Source organism: Cupriavidus sp. YAF13, assembly GCF_052113425.1.
Classification (GTDB): Bacteria; Pseudomonadota; Gammaproteobacteria; order Burkholderiales; family Burkholderiaceae; genus Cupriavidus.
This window is the reverse complement of record NZ_JBFRDD010000029.1, coordinates 1-26,344: the sequence shown is the minus strand read 5'-3', so window position 1 is coordinate 26,344 and position 26,344 is coordinate 1. Positions and strand designations below refer to the sequence as shown.

The 26,344-nt window shown below is 64.5% G+C and carries 21 protein-coding genes; 8 read left to right on the top strand and 13 right to left on the bottom strand.

Features of this window, described 5'->3' with window-relative positions:
• Positions 1 to 342 precede the first annotated feature (342 nt).
• Together AB4061_RS22290 and AB4061_RS22285 are read left to right on the top strand one after the other, a co-directional pair.
• Positions 343 to 873, top strand: coding sequence for a TetR/AcrR family transcriptional regulator (locus tag AB4061_RS22290; protein ID WP_441637591.1), 531 nt, complete (start codon positions 343 to 345; stop codon positions 871 to 873).
• Positions 874 to 1,061: 188 nt separating this feature from the next.
• A complete protein-coding gene (locus tag AB4061_RS22285; protein ID WP_441637589.1) occupies positions 1,062 to 2,033 on the top strand; it encodes an alpha/beta fold hydrolase in 972 nt (323 codons plus the stop codon).
• Positions 2,034 to 2,200: 167 nt separating this feature from the next.
• Here the strand turns inward: AB4061_RS22285 and AB4061_RS22280 are convergent, their stop codons facing one another.
• The 7 genes from AB4061_RS22280 to oxlT (AB4061_RS22250) form a co-directional block, all read right to left on the bottom strand.
• Positions 2,201 to 3,217, bottom strand: coding sequence for a zinc-binding alcohol dehydrogenase family protein (locus tag AB4061_RS22280; protein ID WP_441637587.1), 1,017 nt, complete (start codon positions 3,215 to 3,217; stop codon positions 2,201 to 2,203).
• Positions 3,218 to 3,347: 130 nt separating this feature from the next.
• A complete protein-coding gene (fdhF, locus tag AB4061_RS22275; RefSeq protein ID WP_441637585.1) occupies positions 3,348 to 6,185 on the bottom strand; it encodes a formate dehydrogenase subunit alpha in 2,838 nt (945 codons plus the stop codon).
• On the bottom strand, positions 6,182 to 7,909 hold the full coding sequence (locus AB4061_RS22270; RefSeq protein WP_441637583.1) for an NADH-ubiquinone oxidoreductase-F iron-sulfur binding region domain-containing protein: 1,728 nt from the start codon (positions 7,907 to 7,909) through the stop codon (positions 6,182 to 6,184). Before AB4061_RS22270 ends, fdhF begins: the two co-directional genes overlap by 4 nt.
• A gap of 242 nt (positions 7,910 to 8,151) precedes the next feature.
• Positions 8,152 to 9,468 carry an oxalate/formate MFS antiporter gene (oxlT, locus tag AB4061_RS22265; RefSeq protein ID WP_441637581.1) on the bottom strand — a complete coding sequence of 439 codons (1,317 nt, stop codon included), beginning with the start codon at positions 9,466 to 9,468 and terminating at the stop codon, positions 8,152 to 8,154.
• A 673-nt stretch (positions 9,469 to 10,141) separates the two neighbouring features.
• Positions 10,142 to 10,363, bottom strand: coding sequence for a hypothetical protein (locus tag AB4061_RS22260; protein WP_441637579.1), 222 nt, complete (start codon positions 10,361 to 10,363; stop codon positions 10,142 to 10,144).
• Positions 10,364 to 10,496: 133 nt separating this feature from the next.
• Positions 10,497 to 11,408 (bottom strand): LysR family transcriptional regulator, encoded by a 912-nt coding sequence (locus AB4061_RS22255; protein WP_441637577.1) that lies wholly within the window; start codon positions 11,406 to 11,408, stop codon positions 10,497 to 10,499.
• A 118-nt stretch (positions 11,409 to 11,526) separates the two neighbouring features.
• Positions 11,527 to 12,867, bottom strand: coding sequence for an oxalate/formate MFS antiporter (oxlT, locus tag AB4061_RS22250; RefSeq protein ID WP_441637575.1), 1,341 nt, complete (start codon positions 12,865 to 12,867; stop codon positions 11,527 to 11,529).
• A gap of 211 nt (positions 12,868 to 13,078) precedes the next feature.
• Between oxlT (AB4061_RS22250) and AB4061_RS22245 the strand changes: the two genes are divergently transcribed.
• From AB4061_RS22245 to AB4061_RS22235, 3 genes are all read left to right on the top strand, one after another.
• On the top strand, positions 13,079 to 14,020 hold the full coding sequence (locus tag AB4061_RS22245; protein WP_441637573.1) for a LysR substrate-binding domain-containing protein: 942 nt from the start codon (positions 13,079 to 13,081) through the stop codon (positions 14,018 to 14,020).
• Between the two features lie 115 nt (positions 14,021 to 14,135).
• Positions 14,136 to 14,447, top strand: a complete 312-nt coding sequence (locus tag AB4061_RS22240) for a LysR family transcriptional regulator (protein ID WP_441637571.1) — start codon at positions 14,136 to 14,138, stop codon at positions 14,445 to 14,447.
• Between the two features lie 153 nt (positions 14,448 to 14,600).
• Positions 14,601 to 15,170 (top strand): cupin domain-containing protein, encoded by a 570-nt coding sequence (locus AB4061_RS22235; protein ID WP_441637569.1) that lies wholly within the window; start codon positions 14,601 to 14,603, stop codon positions 15,168 to 15,170.
• A 104-nt stretch (positions 15,171 to 15,274) separates the two neighbouring features.
• Here the strand turns inward: AB4061_RS22235 and AB4061_RS22230 are convergent, their stop codons facing one another.
• The 4 genes from AB4061_RS22230 to AB4061_RS22215 all read right to left on the bottom strand — a co-directional run bounded on the left by AB4061_RS22230 (position 15,275) and on the right by AB4061_RS22215 (position 21,462).
• Complete coding sequence (locus AB4061_RS22230; RefSeq protein WP_441637567.1) at positions 15,275 to 16,048, bottom strand: fumarylacetoacetate hydrolase family protein; 774 nt, start codon at positions 16,046 to 16,048, stop codon at positions 15,275 to 15,277.
• Positions 16,049 to 16,187: 139 nt separating this feature from the next.
• On the bottom strand, positions 16,188 to 18,317 hold the full coding sequence (locus AB4061_RS22225; protein WP_441637565.1) for an acetate--CoA ligase family protein: 2,130 nt from the start codon (positions 18,315 to 18,317) through the stop codon (positions 16,188 to 16,190).
• A 137-nt stretch (positions 18,318 to 18,454) separates the two neighbouring features.
• Complete coding sequence (gene frc, locus AB4061_RS22220; RefSeq protein ID WP_441637563.1) at positions 18,455 to 19,684, bottom strand: formyl-CoA transferase; 1,230 nt, start codon at positions 19,682 to 19,684, stop codon at positions 18,455 to 18,457.
• Positions 19,685 to 19,707: 23 nt separating this feature from the next.
• Positions 19,708 to 21,462 (bottom strand): thiamine pyrophosphate-binding protein, encoded by a 1,755-nt coding sequence (locus AB4061_RS22215; protein WP_441637561.1) that lies wholly within the window; start codon positions 21,460 to 21,462, stop codon positions 19,708 to 19,710.
• A gap of 465 nt (positions 21,463 to 21,927) precedes the next feature.
• Here AB4061_RS22215 and sucC point away from each other — a divergent pair, with 465 nt between their 5' ends.
• Positions 21,928 to 23,151 carry an ADP-forming succinate--CoA ligase subunit beta gene (gene sucC / locus AB4061_RS22210; RefSeq protein ID WP_441637559.1) on the top strand — a complete coding sequence of 408 codons (1,224 nt, stop codon included), beginning with the start codon at positions 21,928 to 21,930 and terminating at the stop codon, positions 23,149 to 23,151.
• Between the two features lies 1 nt (position 23,152).
• Positions 23,153 to 24,037 carry a succinate--CoA ligase subunit alpha gene (gene sucD / locus AB4061_RS22205; RefSeq protein WP_441637557.1) on the top strand — a complete coding sequence of 295 codons (885 nt, stop codon included), beginning with the start codon at positions 23,153 to 23,155 and terminating at the stop codon, positions 24,035 to 24,037.
• Positions 24,038 to 24,372: 335 nt separating this feature from the next.
• Here the strand turns inward: sucD and AB4061_RS22200 are convergent, their stop codons facing one another.
• Together AB4061_RS22200 and AB4061_RS22195 are read right to left on the bottom strand one after the other, a co-directional pair.
• Positions 24,373 to 24,768 (bottom strand): VOC family protein, encoded by a 396-nt coding sequence (locus AB4061_RS22200; RefSeq protein WP_416047008.1) that lies wholly within the window; start codon positions 24,766 to 24,768, stop codon positions 24,373 to 24,375.
• 77 nt (positions 24,769 to 24,845) lie between these two features.
• Complete coding sequence (locus tag AB4061_RS22195) at positions 24,846 to 25,262, bottom strand: 4-oxalocrotonate tautomerase (RefSeq protein WP_441637556.1); 417 nt, start codon at positions 25,260 to 25,262, stop codon at positions 24,846 to 24,848.
• A 147-nt stretch (positions 25,263 to 25,409) separates the two neighbouring features.
• Between AB4061_RS22195 and AB4061_RS22190 the strand changes: the two genes are divergently transcribed.
• On the top strand, positions 25,410 to 26,009 hold the full coding sequence (locus AB4061_RS22190) for a TetR/AcrR family transcriptional regulator (RefSeq protein ID WP_441637554.1): 600 nt from the start codon (positions 25,410 to 25,412) through the stop codon (positions 26,007 to 26,009).
• Positions 26,010 to 26,344 lie beyond the last annotated feature (335 nt).

The window sequence follows — 26,344 nt, the reverse complement described above, 5'->3', positions numbered from 1 at the left end:
TCGGTCTCCAGTCACCAATGAAAAAAAAGTGCGCGGACGTGCATTCGAGTATAGAGCACGCAAAGCGTTCCGTATGTAATCAGGGCAACACTTTGTGCAGATTTCTTGTTGGCACCCTGCGCAGGCTAATCCTAGCCTGTCAATAGGTCCGATACAGCACAATTATCTGCCTCCGTGGTGACATAACGGGCGGCAGTGAAATAGGTTGACGAAAACGCACAAGCGCGAAGTTGACAATACGACCGGTCGTGCTATTCTTTCGACATGCAGAAAGGACAACTTACCCGCGCAGCCATCATCGAGCAGGCCCTGGACACCGCCGCCCAGGTCGGGTTCGAGCAATTGTCGCTCGCCACCTTGGCCGCCGACACCAGCATGTCCAAGAGCGGGCTCTACGCGCACTTCAAGTCAAAAGAAGCCTTGCAGCAAGCCGTTTTGGCGCTCGCCCTGGAACGCTTTTCGGACATCGTCTTCAGGCCGGCCATGCGCCTGCCGCGCGGCACGCGCCGGGTGCAAGCTCTCTTCGATGGGTACATGCTCTGGCTCGGTGGGTCCGTCAATAAAGGCCGCTGCCTGTTCATGGCGCTAGGCCAGGAATACCGCGACCGCCCTGGCGCCGTCAGGGATCAGGTGGTGCAATCGCTGAAAGACTGGCATAGCCTCATCGCCAGGGCCGTGACCGACGCGATCGAAGAAGGCGATCTTTCGCCGGCACAAGACGCGCGGCAGTTCGCCTTCGAGATGGTTGGCATCGGTATGTCCTTTCAACAGTCTTACAAGCTGCTGGGCCGTGAAGATGCCGAGACCATGGCCCGCCGGGCGTTCGAGGCACTGCTCCGCCGCGCCGAGCTTGCGCAGCCCGTGCGCAAGTAGCCAAGGATGAGGAGGCACCTGCGCGAGACGCCTCCCGCGAGACAGATCGGGCTGAATTTCAAGACGGCAGGATGTTGTCTTTTTTTGAAATAAAAAATAGCACGACTGGTCGGTCTTACCGGAGGGGTATCGCCCCTCCCCGAGGCCCCGGCCTGGAATGCCAGAAGTCTTCGCTAGAGGTGACCGCCGTGACGCAAGCGATTTACTCATCCACCAGAACCCGCCAGGCCGCGCCGGAATCCAGGGCGCCAATGCGCTTGGGGCGCCTTGGCTGGCAATTGGCCGAGCTGTTTTATCCGGCCGGCGTAGCGCGCGCGCTCGAGCACGCATGGTTCCGTCCACCCCATGGCAACGGCCCGGATGGCGCTGGCCGCGATCTGCTTGACCGTGCGCGCGCGGACTGGGCGCTCGTGACCGGCCAGGGAGCAAGCCGGCGTGTGCGCGTCTATCGTTGGGGCAATACCGGGCCGGCCGTCTTGCTGGCCCACGGTTGGGGTGGCCATGCCGCCCAGTGGCAGCCACTGGTTGCACCGCTGCTGGCGGCTGGCATGCGCGTGGTCGCGTTTGATGCACTCTCGCACGGCGGCTCCGACGCAGGTGCGCGCGGCGCGGGCCAGACTTCTGTTGTGGAAATGTCACATTCGCTGTTGGCCACGGCGTGGCACGCCGGCCCGGTCCACGCGGTGATTGCGCATTCGCTCGGCAGCGCCGCCCTGGCGCTGGCCGTGCGCGAAGGCTTGCATCTGCAGGCTGCCGTGATGATCGGCCCGCCGGCCGACATGCACACTGCCGCCGCTGCATTGGCCTGGCGGCTCGGCATTGGCCCCGGCGTACTGGYCCGCATGCAGCGCAACAGCGAGCGCTGGCTGGGCATGCCGTGGTCTGCCTTCAACGTCCCGGCCATCGGGCGCGCCCGCCCGGTGCCGCCCACGCTGGTGATCCACGACCGGCAAGACAAGGAAGTGGGCTGGGAGAGCGGCGCGGCCATTGCTGGTGCATGGCCTGGCGCGCAGTTGATGGCCACGGACGGGCTGGGCCATCGCCGTGTCCTGTACGACGCACAGGTCATTGCACGGACGGTATCGTTCATCCGCAGCGCTGCGGACGCACCCGGGCTTGCCGAGGCCACTCGCAGGATGCAAGCCCAGGCCAATGCCTGAGTCACGCCCAAACCCTGCTTGCGGCAGCGATGTTGTGGCATGCCACAACATCGCCGCTGGCGGTTGGGGTCGGGTCTTGGCGGTTAATTGCTGATTAAACGAGAAAGGAAGGCCGGCTGGCACCTCACCCGCCGGCCTCCTCCTTGGAGACGCGTCAGAACGCTGCGTTAGAACCCTTCCAGCACCAGCTTGCCGATGGTCCGCCCGCTCTCCAGCATGGCATGGGCGCGGCGCAGGTTGGCCGCGTCGATCCGCCCGAGGTTCTCGCCCAGCGTGGTCCGCAGCCGGCCGGCATCGACCAGCCGTGCCACCTCGTTGAGCAAGAGATACTGCTCGATCATGTCCGGCGTGCCGAACATCGAGCGGGTGAACATGAACTCCCACACAAAGGTGGCGCTCTTGCTCTTCAGGTCGCCCACGGCCAGCGGGCCGCTGTTCTCCACGATCGAGCAGATCTTGCCTTGCGGCGCAATCACGCTCGCCATGGCAGCAAAGTGGCGGTCCGTGTCGTTAAAACACAGGATGTAGTCGACCTCGGCAAACCCGAGCTTGCGCAACTGGGCCGGCATGTCGCCACGGTGATCGATGGTGTGGTCAGCGCCCAGCTCGCGGCACCAGGCAGCCGACTCCGGCCGTGACGCGGTGGCGATGACCGTCAGCCCCGCCAGCGTCTTGGCCAGCTGGATGCCGATGGAGCCCACGCCCCCTGCCCCGCCGATGACCAGCACGGAGCGCCCGGCATGCTCGCCCTGCGGCGAGACGCCCAGGCGATCGAACAAGGCTTCCCACGCCGTAATGGCGGTCAGCGGCAACGCAGCCGCCTGGGCAAAATCGAGCAATGCGGGCTTATGGCCGACAATGCGCTCATCCACCAGGTGGAACTCGCTATTGGCCCCAGGCCGGGTAATGCTGCCAGCGTAGAAGACCGGGTCGCCCACCTTGAACAGGGTGACATCCGGGCCCACCGCGGCCACGGTGCCTGCCGCATCCCATCCGAGCACGCGCGTGGCAGGCTCGACCTTGTCCTTGGGCGCGCGCACCTTGGCATCCACGGGGTTGACCGAGATGGCCGCCACCTTGACCAGCAGGTCGCGGCCTTCAGGCACAGGGGTGGCGATGTCCACGTCGACCAGCGATTGCGGGTCGTCGATCGGCAGGTAACGGGTCAGGCCAACGGCTTTCATTGCGGGTTCCACCAAGTCAATCAAGCAGGTTCTGCGGCACGGGATTGCGCCATGGCCACAGCGTAGTCCCGTTGCCGTACATTGATTAGCCGGAAAATCCAACAATCAATTTCCTGATTTTCCGGAAGATCTAGCCGTCTGCTTGTTTGCTGCCTGACGCAAGGATCTGTCCGCCGCCAAAACTAGACTGCCGCGGCACCTCGCCACCCAGCGCGATGCGGATCGCGCAGTACTTGAACTCCGGAATCTTGCCGAAGGGGTCCAGCGCCGCGTTCGTCAGCTTGTTGATGGCGGCCTCGTAGTAGCAGAACGGCACGAACACCGCGCCGCGCGGCGTGCCGTCGTCCACCCGGGCAAACAGCGATACCTGGCCCCGGCGCGATGCGAGCGTTACCACGTCGCCCGGCTGGCCGCCGATGGCGGCAAGGTCGAGCGGATGCACCAGCGCCACCGGCTCCGGTTCGATGGCATCCAGCACGCCCGCGCGCCGGGTCATGCTGCCGGTATGCCAGTGCTCGAGCTGCCGGCCGGTGATGAGCACGACCGGGTACTCCTGGTCGGGGCGCTCGGCCGCGGGAATGATGTCGGCCGGGACGAAGCGGGCCCGGCCAGAAGCCGTCGGAAACACATCCGTAAAGATGACCGGCTCCCCCGGGTCGCCTTCAGCGCGGCAGGGATAGGTCACCGCGTCCTCCCGCTGCAAGCGCTCCCAGGTAATGCCGGCGATGCTGGGCATGGCATGGCGCATTTCGTCGAACACGTCGGCCACGCTTGCGTATGACCAGTCCAGCCCCAGCCTGGCGGCCATCTGCTGGATAATCCACAGGTCCTGCCGCGCCTGCCCGGGCGGATCGATCGCCTGGCGGCCAAGCTGCACCGTGCGGTCCGTGTTGGTAAAGGTGCCCGTCTTCTCAGGGAACGCCGAAGCCGGCAGCACCACATCGGCGAGGTAGGCGGTCTCCGTCAGGAAGATATCCTGCACCACCAGGTGGTCCAGCGCCGCCAGCGCCTCGCGCGCATGCTGGGCATCGGGATCCGACATGGCGGGGTTCTCGCCCATGATGTACATCCCGCGCACTTCGCCCCGCTCGATGGCCTGCATCACTTCGACCACGGTCAGCCCCGGCTGGCGATCCAGCGGCATGCCCCACAACGACTCGAAGCGCGCAACAGCCTCGGGATCGTCGACACGATGGTAGTCCGGATACATCATCGGGATCAGTCCGGCGTCGGAGGCGCCCTGCACGTTGTTCTGGCCGCGCAGCGGGTGCAGCCCCGTGCCCGGCCGGCCGATCTGCCCCGTCATCAGCGCCAGGGCGATCAGGCAGCGGGCATTGTCGGTGCCGTGGATATGCTGGGAGATCCCCATGCCCCAGAGGATCATCGAAGCTTTGGAACTGGCATACAGCCGGGCCACATAGCGGATGGTGTCGGCATCGATGCCGCAAACCGGCGCCATCAACTCCGGGCTGTAGGCCGCCACATTGCGCTGCAGTTCCTCATAGCCGATGGTGCGGCTGGCGATGAAATCCTGATCGACCAGTCCTTCGGCCACGATCACATGCATCATGGCGTTGAGCAGCGCCACGTCGGTATCGGGCTCGAACTGCAGGAAGCGATGGGCGAAGCGCGCCAGGTCGGAGCGGCGTGGATCGGCCACGATCAGCTTGGTGCCATTTTTTACCGCGTTCTTGATCCAGGTTGCCGCCACCGGATGGTTCACCGTTGGATTGGCGCCGATCACGATCACCACCTGCGCGCGCGCCACATCCATTACCGGGTTGGAAACCGCGCCCGAGCCGATGCCTTCGAGCAGCGCCGCTACCGACGACGCGTGGCAAAGCCGCGTGCAATGGTCCACGTTATTGCTGCCGAAGCCGGTGCGCACGAGCTTTTGAAACAGGTAGGCCTCTTCGTTGCTCCCCTTGGCGGAGCCAAAGCCGGCCAGCGCGCGCTTGCCGTACGTGTCGCGGATGGCCGACAGGCTGGTGCCCGCCAGCGCAAGGGCCTCATCCCAGCTGGCTTCGCGGAACACGTCCATCACGCGCGCGGGATCCATCACGAAATCGCCACGCTTGGGGGCGCCTTCGCGCCGCACCAGCGGCACCGTCAGGCGGTGCGGATGCTGGGCGTAATCGAAGCCATAGCGGCCTTTCACGCACAGGCGCATCTGGTTGGCCGGCCCATCACGCCCTTCGACAAACAGGATGCGGTTGTCCTTGACGTTGTAGGTGAGCTGGCAGCCCACCCCGCAGTATGGGCAGACCGATTGCACCTGGCGATCCGGCACCGGCAACGCGGCGTCGCGGGCCGGCATCAGCGCGCCGGTCGGGCAGGCCTGCACGCACTCGCCGCAGGCTACGCAGGTGGAGGCGCCCATCGGGTCGCCCATGTCGAACACGATCGCGGCCTGGTCGCCACGAAAGGCCAGCCCGATCACATCGTTGACCTGCTCCTCGCGGCAAGCGCGCACGCAGCGGGTGCACTGGATGCAGGCATCGAGATTGACGGCGATGGCCGGATGGGACAAATCGGCTGGCACGGCGGCGCGCGGCGCAAAGCGCGGCTTGCCGACGCCCAGCCGGGCGGACCACTGGTCCAGCGCATTGTTGCGCGTGTAATGCGCCTCGGGCATATCGGACTGCAGCAGCGCCAGCACCATGCGCTGCGAGCGCAGCGCGCGCTCGGAGCCGGTCTGCACCTCCATGCCCTGCGCAGGGTAGCGGCAGCACGACGGCGCCAGCACGCGCTCGCCCTTGATCTCCACCATGCAGGCGCGGCAGTTGCCGGCGGTGTCCAGGCTGTCCTTGTAGCACAGGTGCGGGATGTCGAACCCCTCGCGCTGGGCCACCTTGAGCAAGCTCTCGCCCGGCCCGGCGCACACGTCCCGGCCATTCAGGCGGAACGTCACCGTGGTATCCGAGGAGGCCTCCACTTGCGCGCGCTCGGCGCGGGTCAGTGCACTCATATCGTCCTCGCGGCGCAGGCCAGTTCCTGGGGAAAGTACTTGATCACGCAATCCACCGGGTTGGGCGCGGCCTGCCCCAGCCCGCAGATCGACGCATCCCGCATCACCGCAGACAAGTCCGCCAGCGCGGCCAGGTCCCATGCCGGCTGCGCGATCACATCCAGCGCCTTGGCCGTGCCCACGCGGCACGGTGTGCACTGCCCGCAGGACTCATGCTTGAAGAAGTGCATCAGGTTGCGCGCCACGGCCACCGCACTGTCCTGCTCCGAAAACACCACGATGGCGGCTGACCCGATAAAGCAACCGTAGGGCTGCAGCGTATCGAAATCCAACGGAACATCGCCCAGGGACGCCGGCAGGATGCCACCCGAAGCGCCGCCCGGCAGGTAGCCATAGAAGCGATGGCCGTCCTGCATGCCGCCGCAGTATTCCTCGATCAGCTCACTCACGGTGATCCCCGCTGGCGCCACGTGCACGCCGGGCAGCTTCACGCGCCCCGACACCGAGAACGAGCGCAGCCCATGCCGGCCGTGGCGTCCCTGCGCGGCGAACCAGCTCGCGCCCTTTTCAAGGATCTCGCGGACCCAGTAAAGCGTCTCGAAGTTGTGCTCCAGCGTGGGCCGGCCGAACAAGCCGACCTGCGCCACATAGGGCGGGCGCAGCCTGGGCATGCCGCGCTTGCCTTCAATCGATTCGATCATGGCGGACTCTTCGCCGCAGATATACGCGCCGGCGCCACGCCGCAACTGGATCTGCGGCATGCCCGGGATCGGCGGGTCGGCCTGCAGGCGGCGCAGCGCTTCACCCAGCACGGCGCGGCAGCCTGCGTATTCGTCGCGCAGGTAGATGTAGATGGCGCTGACCTGGGTCACCGCGGCGGCGATCAACATGCCTTCGAGGAAGCGATGTGGATCGCGCTCCAGGTAGACGCGATCCTTGAAGGTTCCTGGCTCGCCCTCATCCAGGTTGACGGCCATCAGGCGCGGCGCCGGCTCGGCCATCACGATCCGCCATTTGCGCCCGGTGGGAAAACCCGCGCCACCCAGCCCGCGCAAGCCGGAATCCTCCATCGTGCGCAGCAAGGATTCTGAATCGCGCTCACCCGAGGCCACTGCGCGCAGCAAGCGATAGCCCCCTTGCGCGCGATAGTCGTCATAGCCCAGATGGGCTTCGGGCGCGTGGTGCACGGCACCCGAAGCCACCGTATCCGCAATGGTTTGCGCGCTCGCAAAATCCACCGGGTTCTGCCCGACCAGCGCGGCGGGCGCGCGCTCGCAGCGGCCGATACAGGGCGCTGCCACCACCTTGACTTCGCTGCCCAGCAGGGCCGGCAGCCGGGCGAGCAGGTCGCGCGCCCCGCCCAGCTCGCAGGCGATGCCTTCGCACACGCGCACCGTCACGCCGGCCGGCGGCCGAATGCCGCCATCCGCATCCTCGCGTACCACATCGAAATGATGATAGAACGTGGCGACCTCATAGACCTCCACCATCGACAACCCCATCTCCTGCGCCAGCGCCACCAGGTGCGGGATCGCCAGCTGGCCGTAGTGGTCGTTGATGGCATGAAGGTGCTCGATCAGGAGATCGCGCCGGCGCGGCGCATCGCCCAGCACGGCCTGGACTTCGGCCAAGGCTGCCGGGTCAGGCTGCCGCCCCTTCGGCTGGCGGCGCTTGCGCGCTTTGCCGATATCCTGGACCGCGATAGGAATGACGACCTGGTTCATGGCAATCTCGAAAGCTGTCTCTTGCGGGGGCCGAATGGCAACGGGGCAAGCGCTACAAGTGCTTGCCCGCCGCTCTGGTCTTATCTTGCACTGCACGCGGCCTCGCTACATGCAGCGGGAGTCGCGGGAGGGTTTTCGTGTTCGCTTCCGTGTTCGTGTTCGTGTTCGTGTTCGCTTCCGCCTTCGATGATATCCCTATTCCCGCGGCGCATTGACCGCGCCGGTCCACGCCGGCAAGCCCCTCAGGTCAGGTCCTCCGGCACCGCGCGATATCCCATCGGCGCGGTGGTGTTGGCATGCACATATTTTTTGGCATGGGCTTCGCGCATTGGCTTGAGCACGAACAGGGCCAGGAAGGCGGAAAGCGCAGCCATGCCCGAGGCAAGCATGAAGACCGCGTGCCAGTCGCCGGTGGCGGCGGTGATGACGCTGGAGAACGGCACCAGCAGCGCTGCCGTGCCCTTGGCGGTGTACAGCAGGCCAGCATTGGTGGCGGCGAACCTGGGCCCGAAGGTGTCGCCGCAGGTTGCCGGGAACAGGCTGTAGATCTCCCCCCAGGCAAAGAACACGACACCGGTCAGCACCACGAATGCGATGGGATCCTGCCCGTACTTTGCCAGCAGCAGAATGCCCACCGCCTCGATCGCAAAGGCCAGGAACATGGTGTTCTCGCGGCCGATGTTGTCCGAGATCCAGCCAAAGAAGGGACGCGTCAGCCCATTGAGCACGCGGTCGATGGTGAGCGCGAAGGTCAGCGCGGGCAACGTCAGGCCTAGCAGCGAAACCGGCACGCCATCGAGGCCGAAATCCTTGGCGATCGGGCCCAGCTGGGCGGTCGCCATCAGGCCGCCGGCCGCCATCATCACGAACATGGCGTACATCACCCAGAAAATCGGCGAGGACAGGACCTGGCGCGGCGAGGCGTTGTAGGCAGCGCTCTTGACCGCGGACGTGACCTGGTTCAGCACCTTGGCCGAAGGCGGATAGAGCGCCATGCCCAGGAAGAAGACGATCAGGCCCTGGCCCAGGCCGAACCACAGGAACGTGGCCTCGTAGCCGCTGGTCTTGATCATGTTGGCAATCGGCACCACGGTCAGCGCCGAGCCCGCGCCAAAGCCGGCGGCGGTGATCCCCGCCGCCAGCCCGCGCCGGTTGGGGAACCACTTCAACGCATTGCCCACGCAGGTGCCATACACCGCGCCCGCCCCCACCCCGCCCACCGCTGCCGCGAAGTAGAGCATCGGCAGCGACGCGGCCACCGAATTCAAGGCCCAGGCAATCGCACACAGCAGGCCACCACCCACCACGACCGGACGCGGGCCGTATTTGTCCACGAGGTAGCCCTCGATCGGCACCAGCCAGGTTTCCGTAACGACGAAGATGGTGAACGCCACCTGGATCGCCGTGCGGCCCCAGTGGTACTTGTCGTCAATCGGGTTGACGAACAGCGTCCAGCCGTATTGCATGTTGGCGATCATCGCCATGCAGATCACGCCAAAGGCGAGCTGAACCCAGGGTGAGGCAAAGCGTGAATCGGGCGCGTTTTGCTGATGTTCCATGGTGTCTCCTTATGGCGGGCGGGGCCGCCTCATGTGGAAAGGGCGTCTTCGGACACCTCTTTTGGGACGGCACTGCTTGTGCTGTATCCCAGATGTTGTGGTCGTTTCAGTGCTATACAGTATGTGATATATCAATATAGTCAAGATGCTTTTAGCCCACTTGGCGGACCCCGAAACGGACTGGAAACAGCGGTGGCAATGCACCGGAAAGCAGCACGGAGGCTACTCGTGCGCCACGCGCATCAAAGCGGGCGAGCAGCGCAAGCCGGCTTGCTGATGGATCAATGACTTAGGGTGTTCCGCCGCATCAATGGCGCGCGCGGACAAGCGGCTATCGGGCAGTACAAATGGGTCCGGGGAACCGGCCGGCGCAGCGCCGCAAAGACGATCCTCGGGAAAGTCCCTAGATAAAGTCAGGTGGACTGGGGCATCAATGTACTAAATGTCTGTCCCTTCAGGACAGAAGAGCGGAGGGCGCGGAGGGCGCGGAGGGCGCGGAGGGCGCGAACAAGGAACTTGCGATCCGCAGAACAGCGAAAAGGTGTCCGGGGCGGCTTTGTGCAAGCGGACCCTGCGATCAAACCAAGGGGGGTCTGGCGGGGGGATGGCCCCTACTCCAGCGCAGCGGCAGCGATTGGTGGCCGGGCGGCCCGCCAATCGCACCACGCGAGCATCAGGCGCGGGCCAGGTTGGTTTGCGCGCTCACGCCGGGTGAAGCCGGGCTGGCGCGGCCAATGCCGGCGGTTTCCTGCGAGGCGCCAAGGCCGGCAAAGCGGCCATGTTCCTGGGCACGGACGAGCACAGGAGTCGGCACACGGGTAGCAATCAGGAAGGTAACGCCAACGCCGAGGGCAATCAGACCAAAGGCAAGACCGAGAAGAAGAGCGCTGTCCATCAGAAAACTCCGGTAGGGATGGTAGGTAGGAGTTTTCATTATATGCTGCGGCGCACTATGTGTAAATATCCTGTATGTAATATATCATGAGATTTTTTGCGCTGACGCAACAACCGTTCCCAGCGCCCTTCCCCTACCCCACGCGCGCCAGCAACGCCTGCTCATGCTCCATGCCGCGCAGCGCATCCCAGATGGCAGCGGCATTGGGCTTGAGCGACCGGCTCTTGCGCCGCACCAGCATCACCGAGGACGTGACCTGTGGCCGCAATGGCCGCATCACGGCAGCGTGGCTCAGCCCGGCCGCCTGGGCGCGCGATGGCACGATGCCAATGCCCAGCCCCAGCGCCACCATGCCGAAGATCGCGGCAAAGTGGCCAAGCAGCTGCAGCGAGCCGGCGCGCACGTGATACACGCCAAAGGCCTGCTCCACGGCCGGCTGGATGCCTGAGTATTGGTCCAGCATCAGCACGTTGGCGTCGTTCAGGTCGCCCCACCCTACCGTCTCGCGCGTAGCCAGTGGATGCTGCGACGGCAGCACCGCATGGAACGGATCGACGCACAGGGTTTCGCAGTAGAGATCGTCACCGGATTGCGGGTTCGTGGCGATGCCGAAGTCCACCTCGCCGCTGCGCACGCACTGCAGCACGGCGTCATGCGAGCGGTCTTTCAGGCTGATGCCGATGCCGGGCCAGGCCGCACGGCAACCCGCGAGCCAGCCCGGCAGGGATATCGAAGACAGCACCGGATCGGACGCGATCTGCACCGCGCCCTGGCACGGCCTGGCCGCGCCGTGGCTCTCGCGCAGCGTCTGCTCGACTTCCTCGATCAGGTGGCAGATGCGCTGCGACAGATGCTCGCCGGCGTCGGTGAGCTCGACCTGGCGCGTGGTGCGGTCAAACAGCCGCTGGTCGATCTCGTCCTCCAGCTCGCGCACGCTGCGGCTGATGGCGGACTGCGTCAGCCCGAGCTCAGCCGCGGCGCGGGTAAAGCTCCTCTGTCGCGCGACAGCCGCGAAGGCCTTGAGCTGGGGAAGCGAAATATTCATGATCACCTCTTCTGTATGCATTGGGCGCGCAGAGCGGCTTCGCCGTTCCCCGCGCTGTGCATCGTGATAGACGGCGGGCCCGGATTCGCGTCACGCGAGTCCGGGCCCGGCTGGTGATTCAGTCGCTCTTGCGCGCGGAGAGTCCCGCCAGGTACGCCGCGTGATCGGTCGCCGGCACCAGGGCCTCGGCATGCCCGGTGATAAACCGTCGTCGCATCGGGGCCAGCACGAACTTGGCGGACAAACCAGCCGCGATGGTCACGATCGCCGCCACCGTAAAGACGGCGTCCCACCCGCCACGCGCCGACAGGATCGAGGCCAGTGGCACCAGCATCGCCGCCGTGCCCTTGGCCGTGTACAGCGTGCCGGCATTGGCCGCGGCGAACTTGCTGCCGAAGGTATCGGCGCACAGTGCGGGAAAGATCGAGAAAATCTCGCCCCAGAACAAGAACGTCAGCGCCGCGAACGTCATGAACAAATAGGGGTTATGGCCGAACTCCATCAGGCCTAGCAGTGACAGTCCCTCGCCAATGAAGATAAAGAACATGGCGTTTTCCCGACCGATGCGGTCCGAGATAAAACCGCACAGCGGCCGCGTAAAGCCATTGCACAGGTTGTCGATCGACAGCGTCATGGTGAGCAGCGGCAGCGTGAACCCCAGCATCGTTACCGGCATCGACGCGAAGCCGAAGTCCCGTGCAATCGGACCCAGTTGCGCAGTGGCCATGATGCCGCCCGCCGCGACCGCCACGAACGAGGCGTAGATGACCCAGAAGACTGGCGTCTTCACCATCCGGCCCGGCGTGAACTCGATGGGATTGGTCAGCACCGCCTTGGCCGCCACCGCGCCCACAGGCGGACGCGGCTTGACCAGCAGCAAGGCCATCAGCAGGATGCAAACGCCTTGCAGGATGCCGAAGGTGATAAAGGCTTGCTCGTAACCCGAGCGCTGGATCATGTTGGCGATGGGGATCACGGTCAGCGCCGAGCCCGCGCCGAAACCAGCGGCGGTCAGCCCGGCAGCCAGGCCACGCTTGTCCGGAAACCACTTGAGCGCATTGCCAACGCAAGTCCCATACACGCCGCCAGCGCCGATGCCGGCGATCACCGCCGCCAGATAGAGCTGCGGCAGGCTGGTCGCGTATGCATTGATGACCCAGGCCAGCCCCGCGCACACCGCGCCGCATGCCACTACCGGGCGCGGCCCGATCTTGTCGACCAGCCAGCCTTCAAGCGGCACCAGCCAGGTCTCGGTCACGATGAAAATGGAGAAAGCGACCTGGATGGCCGACTCGCCCCAGTGGTGCTTGGCATTTATCGGAGTCACGAATAATGTCCAGCCGTATTGCAGATTGGCTACCAGCCCCATGCAGACCACACCGATCGCCAGTTGGAACCAGCGGTTGTGAAGCCAGCCCAGACGGCTTGCGGCCATCGCCGCTGAATTGTCGTGCGCCATGTCGTGTCTCCTGCATAGTGCGTGTCGCGCTCTGTGGCGCGACGGGTAGGCTTCTCGGGAAGGGGAGCCCTTGGTCACTACTTGATTGAGCGCGCCTGACATTGCGGCACGTGCATCCGTGGACTGATGCTAGTTCAAACTAAGTTCGGCACAGCTTAAAGTTTTTTATTATGATCATTCACGATCCTCTATACATGGGACGGACGAGTGCATGAAGAACGCCACGCTGCGCCAGTTGAAGGTCTTCGAGACGGTTGCCCGGCACCTGAGCTTCTCCCGCGCTGCGGAGGAGCTACACCTGACGCAGCCCGCCGTCTCGACGCAGGTGCGCCAGCTCGAGGGCCATGTTGGCCTGCCGCTGTTCGAGCAGCTTGGCAAGAAGATCTACCTCACCCCGGCCGGCATCGAGATGCTGCACTACAGCCGCAGCATCATGCAGCAATTCCGCGAAGCGGAAGACGCGATGTCGCAGCTCAAAGGCATCTCCGGCGGACGGCTCAATGTGGCCGTGATCAGTGCAGGCGACTACTTCTTCCCGCGGCTGCTCGCGGAATTCATGCAGCGCCATGACGGCGTGACGCTCAACCTCGCAGTGCACAATCGCGAGGAATTGCTGCACCAGCTCGCGGGCAACCTGACCGACCTGGCGGTGATGGTGCGCCCCCCCGAAGGCATGGACACCGTCAGCGAATCCTTCGCGCCCCACCCTTATGTGATCGTTGCCGCGCCCAACCACCGGCTGGTGGGCGAGCGCAACATCCCGCTGGCGGCGCTGGCCGACGAAGCCTTCGTCGCGCGCGAGAAAGGCTCCGACACCTGGAACTCCATGCAGGAAGGCTTTGCCGGGCGCTTGTCCAACCTGCGCATCGCCATGGAGATCAAGAGCACCGAGACCATCAAGCAGGCCGTCATCGCCAACATGGGCATCGCGTTCCTGTCGGCACACACCGTCGGGCTGGAACTGCAGACGGGCAATCTCGCCGTGCTCGATATCGAGGGCTTCCCGGTCATGCTCAACTGGTACGTGGTGCATCGCAAGAACAAGCGCCTGCCACCGGTGGCGCTGGCCTTCAAGCATTTCCTGATGGAAGAAGGCGCCACCCTGATCCAGCGCATCACCGGCGTGGACAACCTGATAAAACATAAACGATAAGTTATGGTTATTCAGTCAAACTTTAATTATCGTTAATTGATCGGCAAACCTATCCTCGTCTCAGGCCCAACCTTTTCAGGCCCAACCCTTCACTGAGAGCCCGAGGAGTCCGATCATGAACCAGGTCCAGTTCGAAACCCGCACCCGTTCCCATGCCGACACCGCTGCCAGCACACCGCGCGGGGTCGATGAATCGCAACTCGCCGCCTACAACGCCGCGTTCAGCGAGCTTGGCCTGCGCTTTCGCTGGGACAGCGAGATGTACGCCTGGCTATGCGGCATCGAATGCGAGCACAGCCGCATCGCGCGCTACATCGAGCAGTATCACGCGCACTTGCTCAAGGCTTACGATGCCGGCTTCCTCAGCCGGCTGATCCTTGACAAGAAGGCCGACTACCTGCGTGCCATGGCGCTTCAGGCTAACTGAGCAACTGAGCAATTGCGCAACTGCGTAACGGCTCCTCTTTCCCCGGCGGGCCTGCGCCATGCACCAAAATCGCGCCGAAGGTGCGTTACCGCACATTTCAGGGATGCCAGGCTCGCTAATGTCTGCCTACCAATCAAAGGCAAGGAGGCAGCCATGGGGTCACAGACGATGTTCGGCGCCGGCGCGCCGGCCGGCACGCTCGCGCAACAGCGCGAAGGGGCGTTCGCCAGCACCGGCGATCTGCCGATGCAGAATTGCCCGATCGAACCCACCTGGATCCGCACCGGGGCCCCGCAATCACGCGCCGCACAGCATTCCCGCGCGATCGACGGCCTGGCGTCCACCAATGTGTGGGAATGCACGGGTGGCACGTTCGAGTGGTACTACGGCTGGGAGGAGACCGTGCTGATCCTGGAAGGCCAGGTCAAGGTCACCAGCGCCACCGGGCGCGTGCATGTGCTGCGGGCCGGCGACATCGGCTATTTCCCCGCCAACACGACCTGGTTCTGGGAGGTCGATGGCTATGTGCGCAAGGTGGCGTTCTGCCGCAAGCAGGTTCCGGTCACGCTGCGCTTTGCCACCCGCGTGCTGGCACGGCTGAACTTCACCAACCGCGCTGGCGAGGCCTGCGGTGCCGCCACGGCTGCCCTGCGCCGCGCGATGGCGCGGATCGGCCTGCGCGATACGTCCGCCCTCACCTTGTTGATGACGCTGCCGCTCTGACCCGCAGAAGAGTTAGTGCAAAGGCAACAGCAAGCACCGGCGAGCACAGGCGAGAACCGGCGCTTGCCTTGTCCGTTGCTGGATGCCAGCGCCCGGACTATCGACTAGCCGCGCATGTGGTTGACCAGCGATCCGATGCCCTCGATCGTGATCTCCACCACGGCGCCATCCTTCATCGAGCCGACGCCGATCGACGTGCCGCAGGCGATCACATCACCGGGCATCAGCGTGAGATCCTGCGAAATCAGGCTGACCTGCTGCTCGGGCGAGAAGATCAGGTCGGACAGCGGATAGTTCTGCCGCTGCGCGCCGTCGAGCCGCGTCACCACGCTGGCGGCGCGCCAGTCGAACTCCGTGACGATCACGGGGCCCAGGCAGCCGAACGTGTCGAAGCCCTTGGCACGGCACCACTGCGGGAAATTCGGGTCTTCCGCGATCAGCTCGCCGGCGGTGACGTCGTTGACCACGGTGTAGCCGAAGATATGCGCCGCGGCATCGTCCGGCGCCACGTTGCGGCATCGGCGGCCGATCACGATGCCAAGCTCGCCCTCGTAGACGACCTTGCCGCTGTAGCTGCGGGGCCGCAGGATGGCATCCCCTGGCCCCGCCAGCGAACTTGCCGGCTTGATCAGGAATAGCGGATGCGCCGGCACCGGCTTTTCCAGCTTGCGCGCCAGCGCATGGAAGTTGTTCCATAGCGCAACGATCTTGCCCGGCTCGCACGGGCTCAGCAACCGCAGGCCCTCGCGCGGCAAGGTCGCGCCGGTGGGCTCCGGCCACGCGTGGCCCGGTCCGTCGTACTCGATGACATGATCGCCCTCGATCCGGCCGAAGCCGACCTCGCCGTCACCGGTCTGGAAGCGAATCCACGTTTGCATCGCAAACTCCTCTGGCACGCCTCTGGCGGGCGCGCCAAGGTGCCCGCGTCCGCGCTTGTGCCGCATTGTCGAGAAACTGGCCCGCGCATGCGTGCATGGCGGGCCCGGTTTTACCGCATGGCGTTCAGACCAGATCAAATCAGATCTTGCCGGCGCCGCGAGCCCACTTGTACTTGGCCCCCAGCACCGCGACCGGGATCTCGGTCGAGTACGCGTAGGACGGCACGCCGTGCTCGTACAGGTATTCGGCAGCCTCCTCCACCTGTACGTCGCCCGCCAGCGAGGCCACGATCGGCTTCTCGATGCCGCGCGCCGCCATCTCCTCTTTCACCTCCACCACCAGCTTGGCGAACACCATCGGCGGCGTGATGATGGTGTGCCAGTAGCCCAGGATGATGGCGTGGATACGCGGGTCCTCCATGCCCAGGCGCAAGGTGTTCTTGTACGTGGCGGGCGGCTCGCCGCCGGTGATGTCGACCGGATTGCCCGCCGCGCCAAAGGGCGGGATGAACTTGCGGAATGCCGCGTCGAGATCGTCCGGCATGGTCATCAGCGACAGGTTGTTGTCCACGCAAGCGTCCGACAGCAACACGCCCGAGCCTCCGGCGCCGGTGATGATCACGACGTTCTCCCCCTTGGGCGTGGGCAGCTTGGGGATGCCGCGCGCGAACTCCAGCAGGTCGCGCAGCGAGCGTGCACGGATCACGCCGCACTGCTTGAACACGTCCTCGTAGATCTTGTCGTTGCCGGCCAGCGCGCCCGTGTGCGAACTGGCGGCGCGTGCGCCCATGCTGGTGCGTCCGGCCTTGAGCACAACCACCGGCTTCTTCTTCGAAACCCGTTTCGCCGCTTCGGCAAAAGCGCGCCCGTCCTTCAGATCCTCGCAGTGCTGCGCGATGATCTCAGTGTTGTCGTCCTGCTCGAAGAACGTCAGTAGATCGTCTTCATCGATATCCGACTTGTTGCCCAGCCCGACGATGGCCGACACGCCCATCTTGGCCGAGCGCGAGAAGCCGATGATGGCCATGCCGATGCCGCCGGACTGCGACGACAGCGCGGCCTTGCCCTTGACGTCATACGGCGTGCAGAAGGTCGCGCACAGGTTCTTGGGTGTGTAGTAGAAGCCGTAGATATTCGGCCCCATCAAGCGGATATCGTGCTTGCGCGCGATGGCGACGATCTCCTCCTGCCCTTGCACGTTGCCGGTCTCGGCAAATCCGGACGGAATCAGCACCGCACCCGGGATGTGCTTCTTGCCCACCTCTTCCAGCGCCCCGGCCACCAGCTTGGCGGGAATGGCGAACACCGCCACATCCACCTCGCCCGGCACATCGAGCACGCTCTTGTAGGCGGTCCTGCCCATGATCTCGCCGCCCTTGGGATGGATCGGGTAGATCTTGCCCTGGTAGCCGCCGTTGATCAGGTTCTTCATCACCGAGTTGCCGATCTTGCCGTCCTCGTTCGAGGCGCCGATCACGGCCACCGAATCGGGACGCATGATGCGGTTCATCTGCCTGACGATGTCTTCCTGGCTGGGGCGATAGCGCTCAGGCTGCGGCGCGAAATCCACCACGATGCGCACGTCCGCGGCGATGGCGCCGTCCTTGCTGGCAAACACCGGGTTGAGGTCAAGCTCCGAGATTTCCGGGAAATCGCTCGCCAGCTCGGAGACCCGCTGGATCATGCTGGCCAGCGCTTCGCGATTGGCAGGATCGGCGCCGCGCACGCCCTTGAGCACTTCGGCTGCGGCGATGCCATCGAGCATCGACAGCGCAACTTCCTGGCTGGCCGGGGCCATGCGGAAGGTGATGTCCTTGAGCACTTCCACCAGCACGCCGCCGAGGCCAAAGGCCACCAGCTTGCCGAACGACGGATCGGTGACCGCGCCGATGATCACCTCCTGCCCGCCGGCAATCATCTGCTGCACCTGCACGCCGACGATATTGGCCTTGGCGTCGTACTTCTTCGCGTTCTCGATGATGGCCAGGTAACCGCTCTCCACATCCGCCGCGCTCTTCAGGCCCACCAGTACCCCACCCGCCTCGGTCTTGTGCAGGATGTCGGGCGACACGATCTTGAGCACCACCGGGTAGCCCATCTTGTCCGCCAGCTCGACCGCACCGGTGGGTGACTTCGCCACGCCCTCGCCCGGCACCGGGATGCCATAGGCGTCGCAAACCAGCTTGCCCTCGGGCGCCGTCAGTGCGTTGCGGCCTTCTTCCTTCACGGCGGCGAGGATCTTCCGCACCGCGTCCTTGTTGTATGCCATGTCAGGTCTCCATCTTCCATCTGTTCATGGATTGCGTAGGGATGAGCCGGTCCGCGCCCTCGCGTGAAACGCGAGGGCGGGCGGCTTGTGAACTCAGTTCGGGAGGTGCTTGAAGTCATGCAGGGACGCCCAGGGCGTCAGACCGCCCCGGCGGCGCGCAAGGCTGCGATCTGCGAGGGTGTGCGGCCCAGCCAGTCGAGGATTTCCTCGGTATGCTCGCCCAGCAGCGGCGAGCGCTCCACCTCCACCGGCGACGCCGACAAGGTGATCGGGCATCCCAGCTGCACGTACTGGCCGCGCTCCGGGTGATCCAGCTCCACCAGGTAGCCGCGCTCGTACATCGACTTGTCCTCGATCAGGTCTTTCATCGACAGGATCGGGCCGCATGGCACGTCGACCTCGTTGAGCGCTTCCATCACCTCGAACTTGGTGCGCGTGCGCGTCCATTTCTCGATGATGGAGAAGCACTCTTCCAGGCATTTGAGGCGGGCTTCCGGCGTCGCGAACTGCGCATGCGTGATCAGGTCTTCCCTGCCGCACAGGCGCATCAGCGGCTCCCAGCCTTGCGGCTGGACGATGACGTAGACGTAGTCGTTGGCCCCGCCCGGGGCACAGCGCAGCGCAGCGCCGGGCTGGCCACCGCCCGAGGCATTGCCGGCGCGCGGCACGAAGTCGTCGAACGCCTGGCTGGGATACTCGCGCATCGGGCCGGCGGCCAGGCGCTGCTGGTCGCGCAGCTTGACCCGGCACAGGTTCAGCACCGAATCCTGCATCGCCACTTCCACGCGCTGCCCGCGCCCGGAATGTTCACGCTGCAGCAACGCGGCAAGGATGCCCACCACACAGTGGATGCCAGTGCCGGAGTCGCCGATCTGCGCGCCGGTGACGGTCGGCGGGCCCTCGCTGGAACCGGTGGTGCTGGCCGAGCCGCCCATGCACTGGGCCACGTTCTCATACGCCTTGCAATCCGCGTACGGCCCCGGACCGAAGCCCTTGATCGACGCGTAGATCAGCCGCGGGTTCAGCGTCTGCAGGCGGTCCCAGTCGAAACCGGCGCGGTCCAGCACGCCGGGGCCGAAGTTCTCCACCAGCACGTCGCAGCGCTGCACCAGGTCCTCCAGCAGCGCCTTGCCTTCCGGCGTCTTCATATTGAGCGTCAGGCTGCGCTTGTTGGAGTTGAGCATCGTGAAGTAAAGGCTGTCGGCGTTGGGCACGTCGCGCAGCTGGCTGCGCGTGATGTCGCCGCGCCCCGGCAACTCCACCTTGATCACATCGGCCCCCAGCCATGCCATCAGCTGGGTGGCCGAAGGGCCGGCCTGCACATGGGTCATGTCCAGGATCCGCACACCTTCGAGTGCCTTGTTCATGGTCTTGTCTCCTCGCACCGGGGTTACTTGTACATGGTCTGGTTCTTGGTGCCCGGCGCGTACTCGCGCGGATCCACCCAGATATTGATCACGGCCGATTTGCCGGTACGCTGGACCGCCTCGCGCCCGCGCTGCAGCGCGCCGGCGATCTTGCCCGGGTCGCGCACTTCCTCGCCGTAGCCGCCGAGCATTTCGGCGAACTTGGAGAACGGCACGTCTGACAGCAGGTTGCCCACGTTGCCGCGCGCCTCGCCGTACTTGGCAAGCTGGCCGTAGCGGATCTGGTTCATCGCCGAGTTGTTGCCGATCACCGCCAGGTACGGCACGCCGAAACGGTTGGCGGTTTCCATGTCGAAGGCCGTCATGCCGAAGGAGCCATCGCCGTAGTAGCAGAGGATCTCCTTGTTCGGGTTGGCGAGGCCAGCGGCAATGGCAAAGCCGGTGCCGACGCCCAGCGAGCCCAGCGCGCCCGGGTCCATCCACTGCCCGGGACGGCGCGGGCGCACCGCTTGCGCGGAGATGGTCACCACGTCGCCGCCGTCGCCGATGTACACCGTGTCGTCCGAGAGAAACTCGTTGAGTTCATAGGCCACGCGGTACGGATGGATCGGCGTGTTTTCCGATCGGAACAGCGGCATCAGCTTCTCGGCCGCCACGGCCTCGGCTTCGGTCAGCTGGCCCATCCATTTCTGGCGCGCCTGGCGCTTGTCGCTCTTGATGCGCCCGCTGGCAGCCTGCAGCACCGCGCCGAGGATGGCGCCGGGGTCGCCCACCAGGCCAAGATCGATCTCACGGTTCTTGCCGACTGTGCGGTAGTCCATATCGATCTGCACCAGCGTCAGCTCCTTGCTGATGCGCTTGCCGTAGCCCATGCGGAAGTCGAACGGCGTGCCCACGATGACCAGCACGTCGGCATTGGCAAAGGCCTGGGTACGGGTGCGGTCGAAGTGATGCGGATCGCCCGGCGGCAGCAGGCCGCGGCTGGCGCCGTTGAAATAGCCGGGAATATCCAGGCCCTTGAGCAACGCGATGGCCTCTTCATGGCCACGCGCGGTCCAGACCTGCTGACCGTAGAGGATGGCCGGGCGCTCGGCATTGACCAGGATGTCGGCCAGGCGCTCGATATCCCTCGGGTCGCCGATGGATTTGGTGGAGGCGCGATAGTGGCCGGGGCGCGGAATCACCGCGCGCGACACATCGACTTCGCGGTCGAGCACGTCACGCGGGATCTCCAGGTAGGCCGGGCCGGGTGCACCGTTGAAGCATTCGCGCGCCGCCATCGAGATCATGTCCGCCACCCGCTCGGTACTCGGGATGGTGGCGGCGAACTTGGTGATGGCCGACATCATGTCCACGTGCGGCAGGTCTTGCAGCGAGCCCATCTTGTGCTGGGACAGCGCGCCCTGTCCGCCGATATGGATGATCGGGCTTTCCGAGCGGAAAGCCGTCGCCACACCGGTCACGGCATTGGTGCAGCCCGGGCCGGCGGTGGTCACCACACAGCCCAGCTTGCCGGTCTGGCGGGCGTAGCCGTCCGCCGCGTGCGCGGCAACCTGCTCATGGCGCACGTCGATGATGCGGATGCCCTCGTCCACGCAGCCGTCGTAGATGTCGATGATGTGGCCGCCGCATAGCGTGAAGATAGTGTCGACGCCTTCGTTCTTCAGGGCCCGCGCTACCAGGTGGCCGCCGGAAATCACGCCGGCATCGCGGGTTTTCTGCTTCAGGGTGTCTTCGGCCGTGGTGGATTCAGGCCGCGTGGGTGCGACTGCAGACATGTCTTGGTCTCCTCGTTGACTGGGTTGCGACAGGCTGTGACGCGGACCTGGCCCGTTGTCACGACATCCTTTCGCCCTTTGCTGCTTGGCTGCCTGGCCGATGCCTGCCCTGCTTGTCACCTGGCCCTGCGATGCTATCGATCCTTTTCGCGGGATCTTGATGACATACGGTATGTGATATATCAACGAAGCTCAAGGGAAATTTCGCTCTTGGGAGAGGTGTTTCAACGACGCGATGCAGCAATTCAGCTAGAAAAAGACGATGGATAAGCGGAATTACTGAGTCGATGTGCATTCATTCCAATTCCTCACGGGTCGGATCGGCTCGCCGCTTCATTCTGCCTCTGCAGGGAAAAGGACCTTGTTTATCGTTGATATATTACATACCATATTTCACAGCGCACCTTGCCGGACCTTCCGGTTCCGCGGCACGCCGGCACGCGCATTACCGAGAGCGAGGAGACTGTGAACATTCACGAATATCAGGCCAAGGAATTGCTCAGGCGCTTCGACGTGGCCGTGCCACGCGGCGCGGTCGCCTTCACCCCCGAGGAAGCCGTCAGCGCGGCGCGCAAGATCGGCGGATCCACATGGGTGGTGAAGTCCCAGATCCATGCCGGCGGCCGCGGCGCCGGCCGCTTTGCCGGCGACCCCGACGGCAAGGGCGGCGTACGCGTGGTGAAGTCCGTCGACGCGCTGCGTGCGCAGGCCGAGCAGATGCTCGGCAAAGTCCTGGTCACCAAGCAGACCGGAGAGGCCGGGCGCGAGGTAAGGCGCCTATATGTGGAGGAAGGCTGCGAGATTGCCCGCGAGCTTTACCTGGGCATGCTGATCGACCGCGCCACCTCCCGCATCACGCTGATGGCCTCGACCGAAGGCGGCATGGAGATCGAGGAAGTGGCGGCCCGCACGCCGGAGAAGATCCTGAAGGTTGCGATCGACCCGGCCAGCGGCATCCAGCCCTTCCATGCGCGCCGCCTGGCCTTTGGGCTGGGGCTCGCCGGCAAGCAGGTGAGCGCGGCCTCGCGCTTCATCTTGTCCGCCTATCGCGCCTTTACCGAACTGGACGCGTCGGTCGTGGAAATCAACCCGCTGGTCGTCACGCGCGCGGGCGACGTGATCGCGCTCGACGCCAAGTTCAATTTTGACGACAACGCGCTGTACCGCCATCCGGATATCGAATCCCTGCGCGACGAGACCGAGGAAGATCCCGCCGAAGCGGCAGCCGCCCGCCACGGGCTGAACTACGTCAAGCTCGACGGCAGCATCGGCTGCATGGTCAACGGTGCCGGGCTGGCGATGGCTACCATGGACATCATCAAGCTCTACGGCGGCGACCCGGCCAATTTCCTCGATGTGGGTGGCGGCGCCACCAAGGAGCGCGTGACGGCAGCCTTCCGCCTGATCCTGGACGACCCCAAGGTCAACGGCATCCTGGTGAACATCTTCGGCGGCATCATGCGCTGCGACGTGATCGCCGAAGGCGTGGTGGCCGCCGCGCGCGAGATCGACCTCACGGTGCCGCTGGTGGTCCGGCTCGAAGGCACCAACGTGGAACTTGGCAAGGCCATCCTGCGCGACTCGGGCCTGCCGATCCTGTCGGCCGATCATCTTGCCGACGCCGCCGAAAAAGTGGTCAACGCGGTCAAGGCCGCGCAAGGTCACGTTCAAATACAGGGGGGGCACTGACATGGCCGTACTGATCCATCAAGACACCAAGGTGATCTGCCAGGGCTTTACCGGCGCGCAAGGCACCTTTCACTCCGGGCAAGCGATGGCCTATGGCACGTGCATGGTTGGCGGGGTGACGCCCGGCAAGGGTGGCGAGACGCATCTGGGGCTGCCGGTGTTCGACACCGTGGCCGCGGCGGTAGCGCGCACCGGCGCCGACGCCTCGGTCATCTATGTGCCGCCACCCTTCGCCGCCGACGCCATCCTGGAAGCCGTGGATGCCGGCATCGGCCTGATCGTGTGCATTACCGAAGGCATCCCGGTGATCGACATGGTGCGGGTCAAGCGCGCGCTCTGCGGTTCGGGCAGCCGCCTGGTCGGGCCCAACTGCCCAGGCGTGATCACGCCGGGCCAGTGCAAGATCGGCATCATGCCAGGCCATATCCACCGCCCCGGCAAGATCGGCGTGGTGTCCCGCTCCGGCACCCTCACCTATGAGGCCGTGGCGCAAACCACGGCCGCGGGACTCGGGCAAAGCACCTGCATTGGCATTGGCGGCGATCCGGTCAATGGCACCAGCTTCATCGATTGCCTGGAAATGTTCCTGGCCGATGACGACACCGAAGGCATCATCATGATTGGCGAAATCGGCGGCTCGGCGGAAGAGGAAGCGGCGCAGTTCCTGCAGGACGCGCGCAGCGGCGGGCGCGTCAAACCCGTGGTGGGCTTTATTGCCGGCACTACCGCCCCGCCTGGGCGGCGCATGGGACATGCCGGCGCGATCATCTCAGGCGGCATGGGTACGGCCGAGGCCAAGATCGACGCCATGCGCGCTGCCGGGATCCGCATCGCGCGCTCTCCGGCCGAGCTGGGCAAGACGATGGCGGAGGCGATGGGGGTGTAGCGGGTGGCTGCCTGATAAAGAACGGCGGACGATGTCCTAGCCGCTAACAAAATCTGTTGAAACGCAAAACGGGTCCGGTCTTTCAGATGGGGCCCGTTTTTTTGCCTGTAAGCAAGCGGTTCCGCGCTGGAGAAAGCCACCCCTTCCTCGCATGAGGTGCAAGACCGAAACGTGGCGTTTGCTGCACACGCGCTTTGCGGCTTGCGCAGTTGCCTTCGTATGAGGTCTGAGCGTCGCTGAACGGACCCACTGCGGACCTTCGACCTGCTCCGAAGGAGACATTAACCAAGAAATTGGCACTCAACAGCAGTCTTGGACAGGGCGCGCGAACAATCTCACTCTGTGCAGTTCAGCATCCACTGAACGCCGAAACGATCGGTCAACTTGCCGTAGTAGTCCCCCCAAGGCTGTATGCCCAAGGGAGTTGTGATTGTCCCGCCAGCAGCCAAGGCTTGAAAGAGCTTGTTCGTGGAATGTCGATCGTCCATCGCCAGTAAGTGCGCTGAGCCCCGCATGGGCTCAGCGTCATCGTTGTCTGAGGCATAGAAGATCAGGCCTGGCCCCTCGAATTTGGCGTGCATGACTCGTCCGCGCATGGCCTCGTTCTTTGCAGGCATGCCATCAACACCGTAGCGCAGCACCTCAACGACACGGCCGAGACCGCATCGCGTATAGAAAGCCAGTGCTTGATCACAGGTCGTGGTGAAGAATAGATAGTTCGATAGTTGCATGATGGTGTACCTAGAAGGAACCAGGCTGCGACACTGTCGTCCTCGCTCCGAGAGATCGCCTTGCTATCCCGGCTATGTCAGGTCGCAGCAGCAACGTCGCCAAGCTGCGCATTGGTAAGGGCCATCCCAGCAATGCCCCAGGTCCCATCGACAGCGTGCACCACATTGACCCAAATGCGTTCCTTCGGGTGCTGCGCACCTGACAGCTCATGGATGATGCGCGTGGCTTCGTCGATGTACCCGACTTGAACCTCGCGGTCGGCAAATACAAAGGACGGAACCTTCCATTCGACGAAGGCGACGGAGGCCTCCTTCGATCCGGAGTACGTATGTTCTTTCGGCAATACGTGGATCGAACCTACGATGTTGGGCGTCATCGACTCATTTCCCGATAGTCCGTGCCACTTGAGCATGGCATCGGACAGGCGGCGGAACGCGACTCTTTCTTGGCCTTTGGGAAGAACGCCCTCGGTGAGGGTGAGCGTTAGCGGCATGGGCTACTCCAGGTAAAGGAATGGGCGTCGCACTCGCGCGCTGCCTGCGGCAGGGCTATTTCAAGTAACGATCGTTATCCTATAATAAATAACGATCGTGTTCTGAGCAACTACAATCGTCAGCTTCTCAAGTTGGAGGAGTGCCTCATGGTGTCAAGATCCGAGCAAAAAGTTCAAACGCGGCAGCGCATCCTTGAGGCGGCAGGGCGCGTGTTCCGAAAGGGTGGATTCGACGGGGTCGGGGTAGACGGCTTGGCAAAGGAAGCAGGCGTGACGTCGGGAGCGTTCTATGCCCACTTCGACTCCAAGGCGGAAGCGTTCCGGGAATCGGTGGCGCTGGGCATGGCTGAATTGCGCGGCGGCGTGCAGTACTTCCAAGCGCGGCATGGACGCACTTGGTGGACAGAGTTCGTGCGGTTCTATCTGAGCGCCAAGCGTACGTGCGATTTGACGGAGAGTTGCACGCTGCAGACCATGCCGACTGAATTGGCGCGATCGGATGAATCCTCTCGTGCATCGTTTGAGACGGCTTTGCGTGACGTTGCACAGGCGATCGCCGATGGTCCCACCTCACCGGGTGCACCGCGCGACATTGGAGCGGCTTGTGCAGCACTCGCTTCGCTTGTCGGTGCCGTCACGCTGGCGCGTGCTGTGGGGAGTGAAGCCTTCGCTGATCAGATCGCTCTAGGCGCAGAACACGCATTGCTCCGGGGGGGCGGCAGGAAGCGATCAATCAAGGTCGCCTAAGCGAGGACTCGAAGACGCACGTTCGGGGTACATCGAGACCCGGCCGAACGTTGCTTTGTGGGCGAACTCCGCCGTCGGCTCAGCGTTCGAGGACCGACTGCGGTCATCGGCGGGTGCCGACCCAGTGGTGCCCCTCAAATGAGTTTTACGACCGTCAGGTTCCGGCGCGACATGAGACGGTCGCGGATGAGACCACGTTGCCGACTTGCGAAATTGGGGTTCTGGATGACAGGCTGCTAGCCGCACAAGCTCGGCGCAGCCTACGGAAAGTCTTCACGGCGCTCCGCCCATGTCAGGATCGCATCCAGTGCCGGGCACAACGCCTGGCCCCAATC

What these genes read in the sequence shown, in the direction of transcription:
- AB4061_RS22280 (WP_441637587.1), bottom strand. Translation starts at nt 3,217, where the DNA reads ATGAAAGCCGTTGGCCTGACCCGTTACCTGCCGATCGACGACCCGCAA.
- fdhF (WP_441637585.1), bottom strand. Translation starts at nt 6,185, where the DNA reads ATGAGTGCACTGACCCGCGCCGAGCGCGCGCAAGTGGAGGCCTCCTCG.
- AB4061_RS22270 (WP_441637583.1), bottom strand. Translation starts at nt 7,909, where the DNA reads ATGAACCAGGTCGTCATTCCTATCGCGGTCCAGGATATCGGCAAAGCG.
- oxlT (WP_441637581.1), bottom strand. Translation starts at nt 9,468, where the DNA reads ATGGAACATCAGCAAAACGCGCCCGATTCACGCTTTGCCTCACCCTGG.
- AB4061_RS22260 (WP_441637579.1), bottom strand. Translation starts at nt 10,363, where the DNA reads ATGGACAGCGCTCTTCTTCTCGGTCTTGCCTTTGGTCTGATTGCCCTC.
- AB4061_RS22255 (WP_441637577.1), bottom strand. Translation starts at nt 11,408, where the DNA reads ATGAATATTTCGCTTCCCCAGCTCAAGGCCTTCGCGGCTGTCGCGCGA.
- oxlT (WP_441637575.1), bottom strand. Translation starts at nt 12,867, where the DNA reads ATGGCGCACGACAATTCAGCGGCGATGGCCGCAAGCCGTCTGGGCTGG.
- AB4061_RS22245 (WP_441637573.1), top strand. Translation starts at nt 13,079, where the DNA reads ATGAAGAACGCCACGCTGCGCCAGTTGAAGGTCTTCGAGACGGTTGCC.
- AB4061_RS22240 (WP_441637571.1), top strand. Translation starts at nt 14,136, where the DNA reads ATGAACCAGGTCCAGTTCGAAACCCGCACCCGTTCCCATGCCGACACC.
- AB4061_RS22235 (WP_441637569.1), top strand. Translation starts at nt 14,601, where the DNA reads ATGGGGTCACAGACGATGTTCGGCGCCGGCGCGCCGGCCGGCACGCTC.
- AB4061_RS22230 (WP_441637567.1), bottom strand. Translation starts at nt 16,048, where the DNA reads ATGCAAACGTGGATTCGCTTCCAGACCGGTGACGGCGAGGTCGGCTTC.
- AB4061_RS22225 (WP_441637565.1), bottom strand. Translation starts at nt 18,317, where the DNA reads ATGGCATACAACAAGGACGCGGTGCGGAAGATCCTCGCCGCCGTGAAG.
- frc (WP_441637563.1), bottom strand. Translation starts at nt 19,684, where the DNA reads ATGAACAAGGCACTCGAAGGTGTGCGGATCCTGGACATGACCCATGTG.
- AB4061_RS22215 (WP_441637561.1), bottom strand. Translation starts at nt 21,462, where the DNA reads ATGTCTGCAGTCGCACCCACGCGGCCTGAATCCACCACGGCCGAAGAC.
- sucD (WP_441637557.1), top strand. Translation starts at nt 23,153, where the DNA reads ATGGCCGTACTGATCCATCAAGACACCAAGGTGATCTGCCAGGGCTTT.
- AB4061_RS22200 (WP_416047008.1), bottom strand. Translation starts at nt 24,768, where the DNA reads ATGCAACTATCGAACTATCTATTCTTCACCACGACCTGTGATCAAGCA.
- AB4061_RS22195 (WP_441637556.1), bottom strand. Translation starts at nt 25,262, where the DNA reads ATGCCGCTAACGCTCACCCTCACCGAGGGCGTTCTTCCCAAAGGCCAA.
- AB4061_RS22190 (WP_441637554.1), top strand. Translation starts at nt 25,410, where the DNA reads ATGGTGTCAAGATCCGAGCAAAAAGTTCAAACGCGGCAGCGCATCCTT.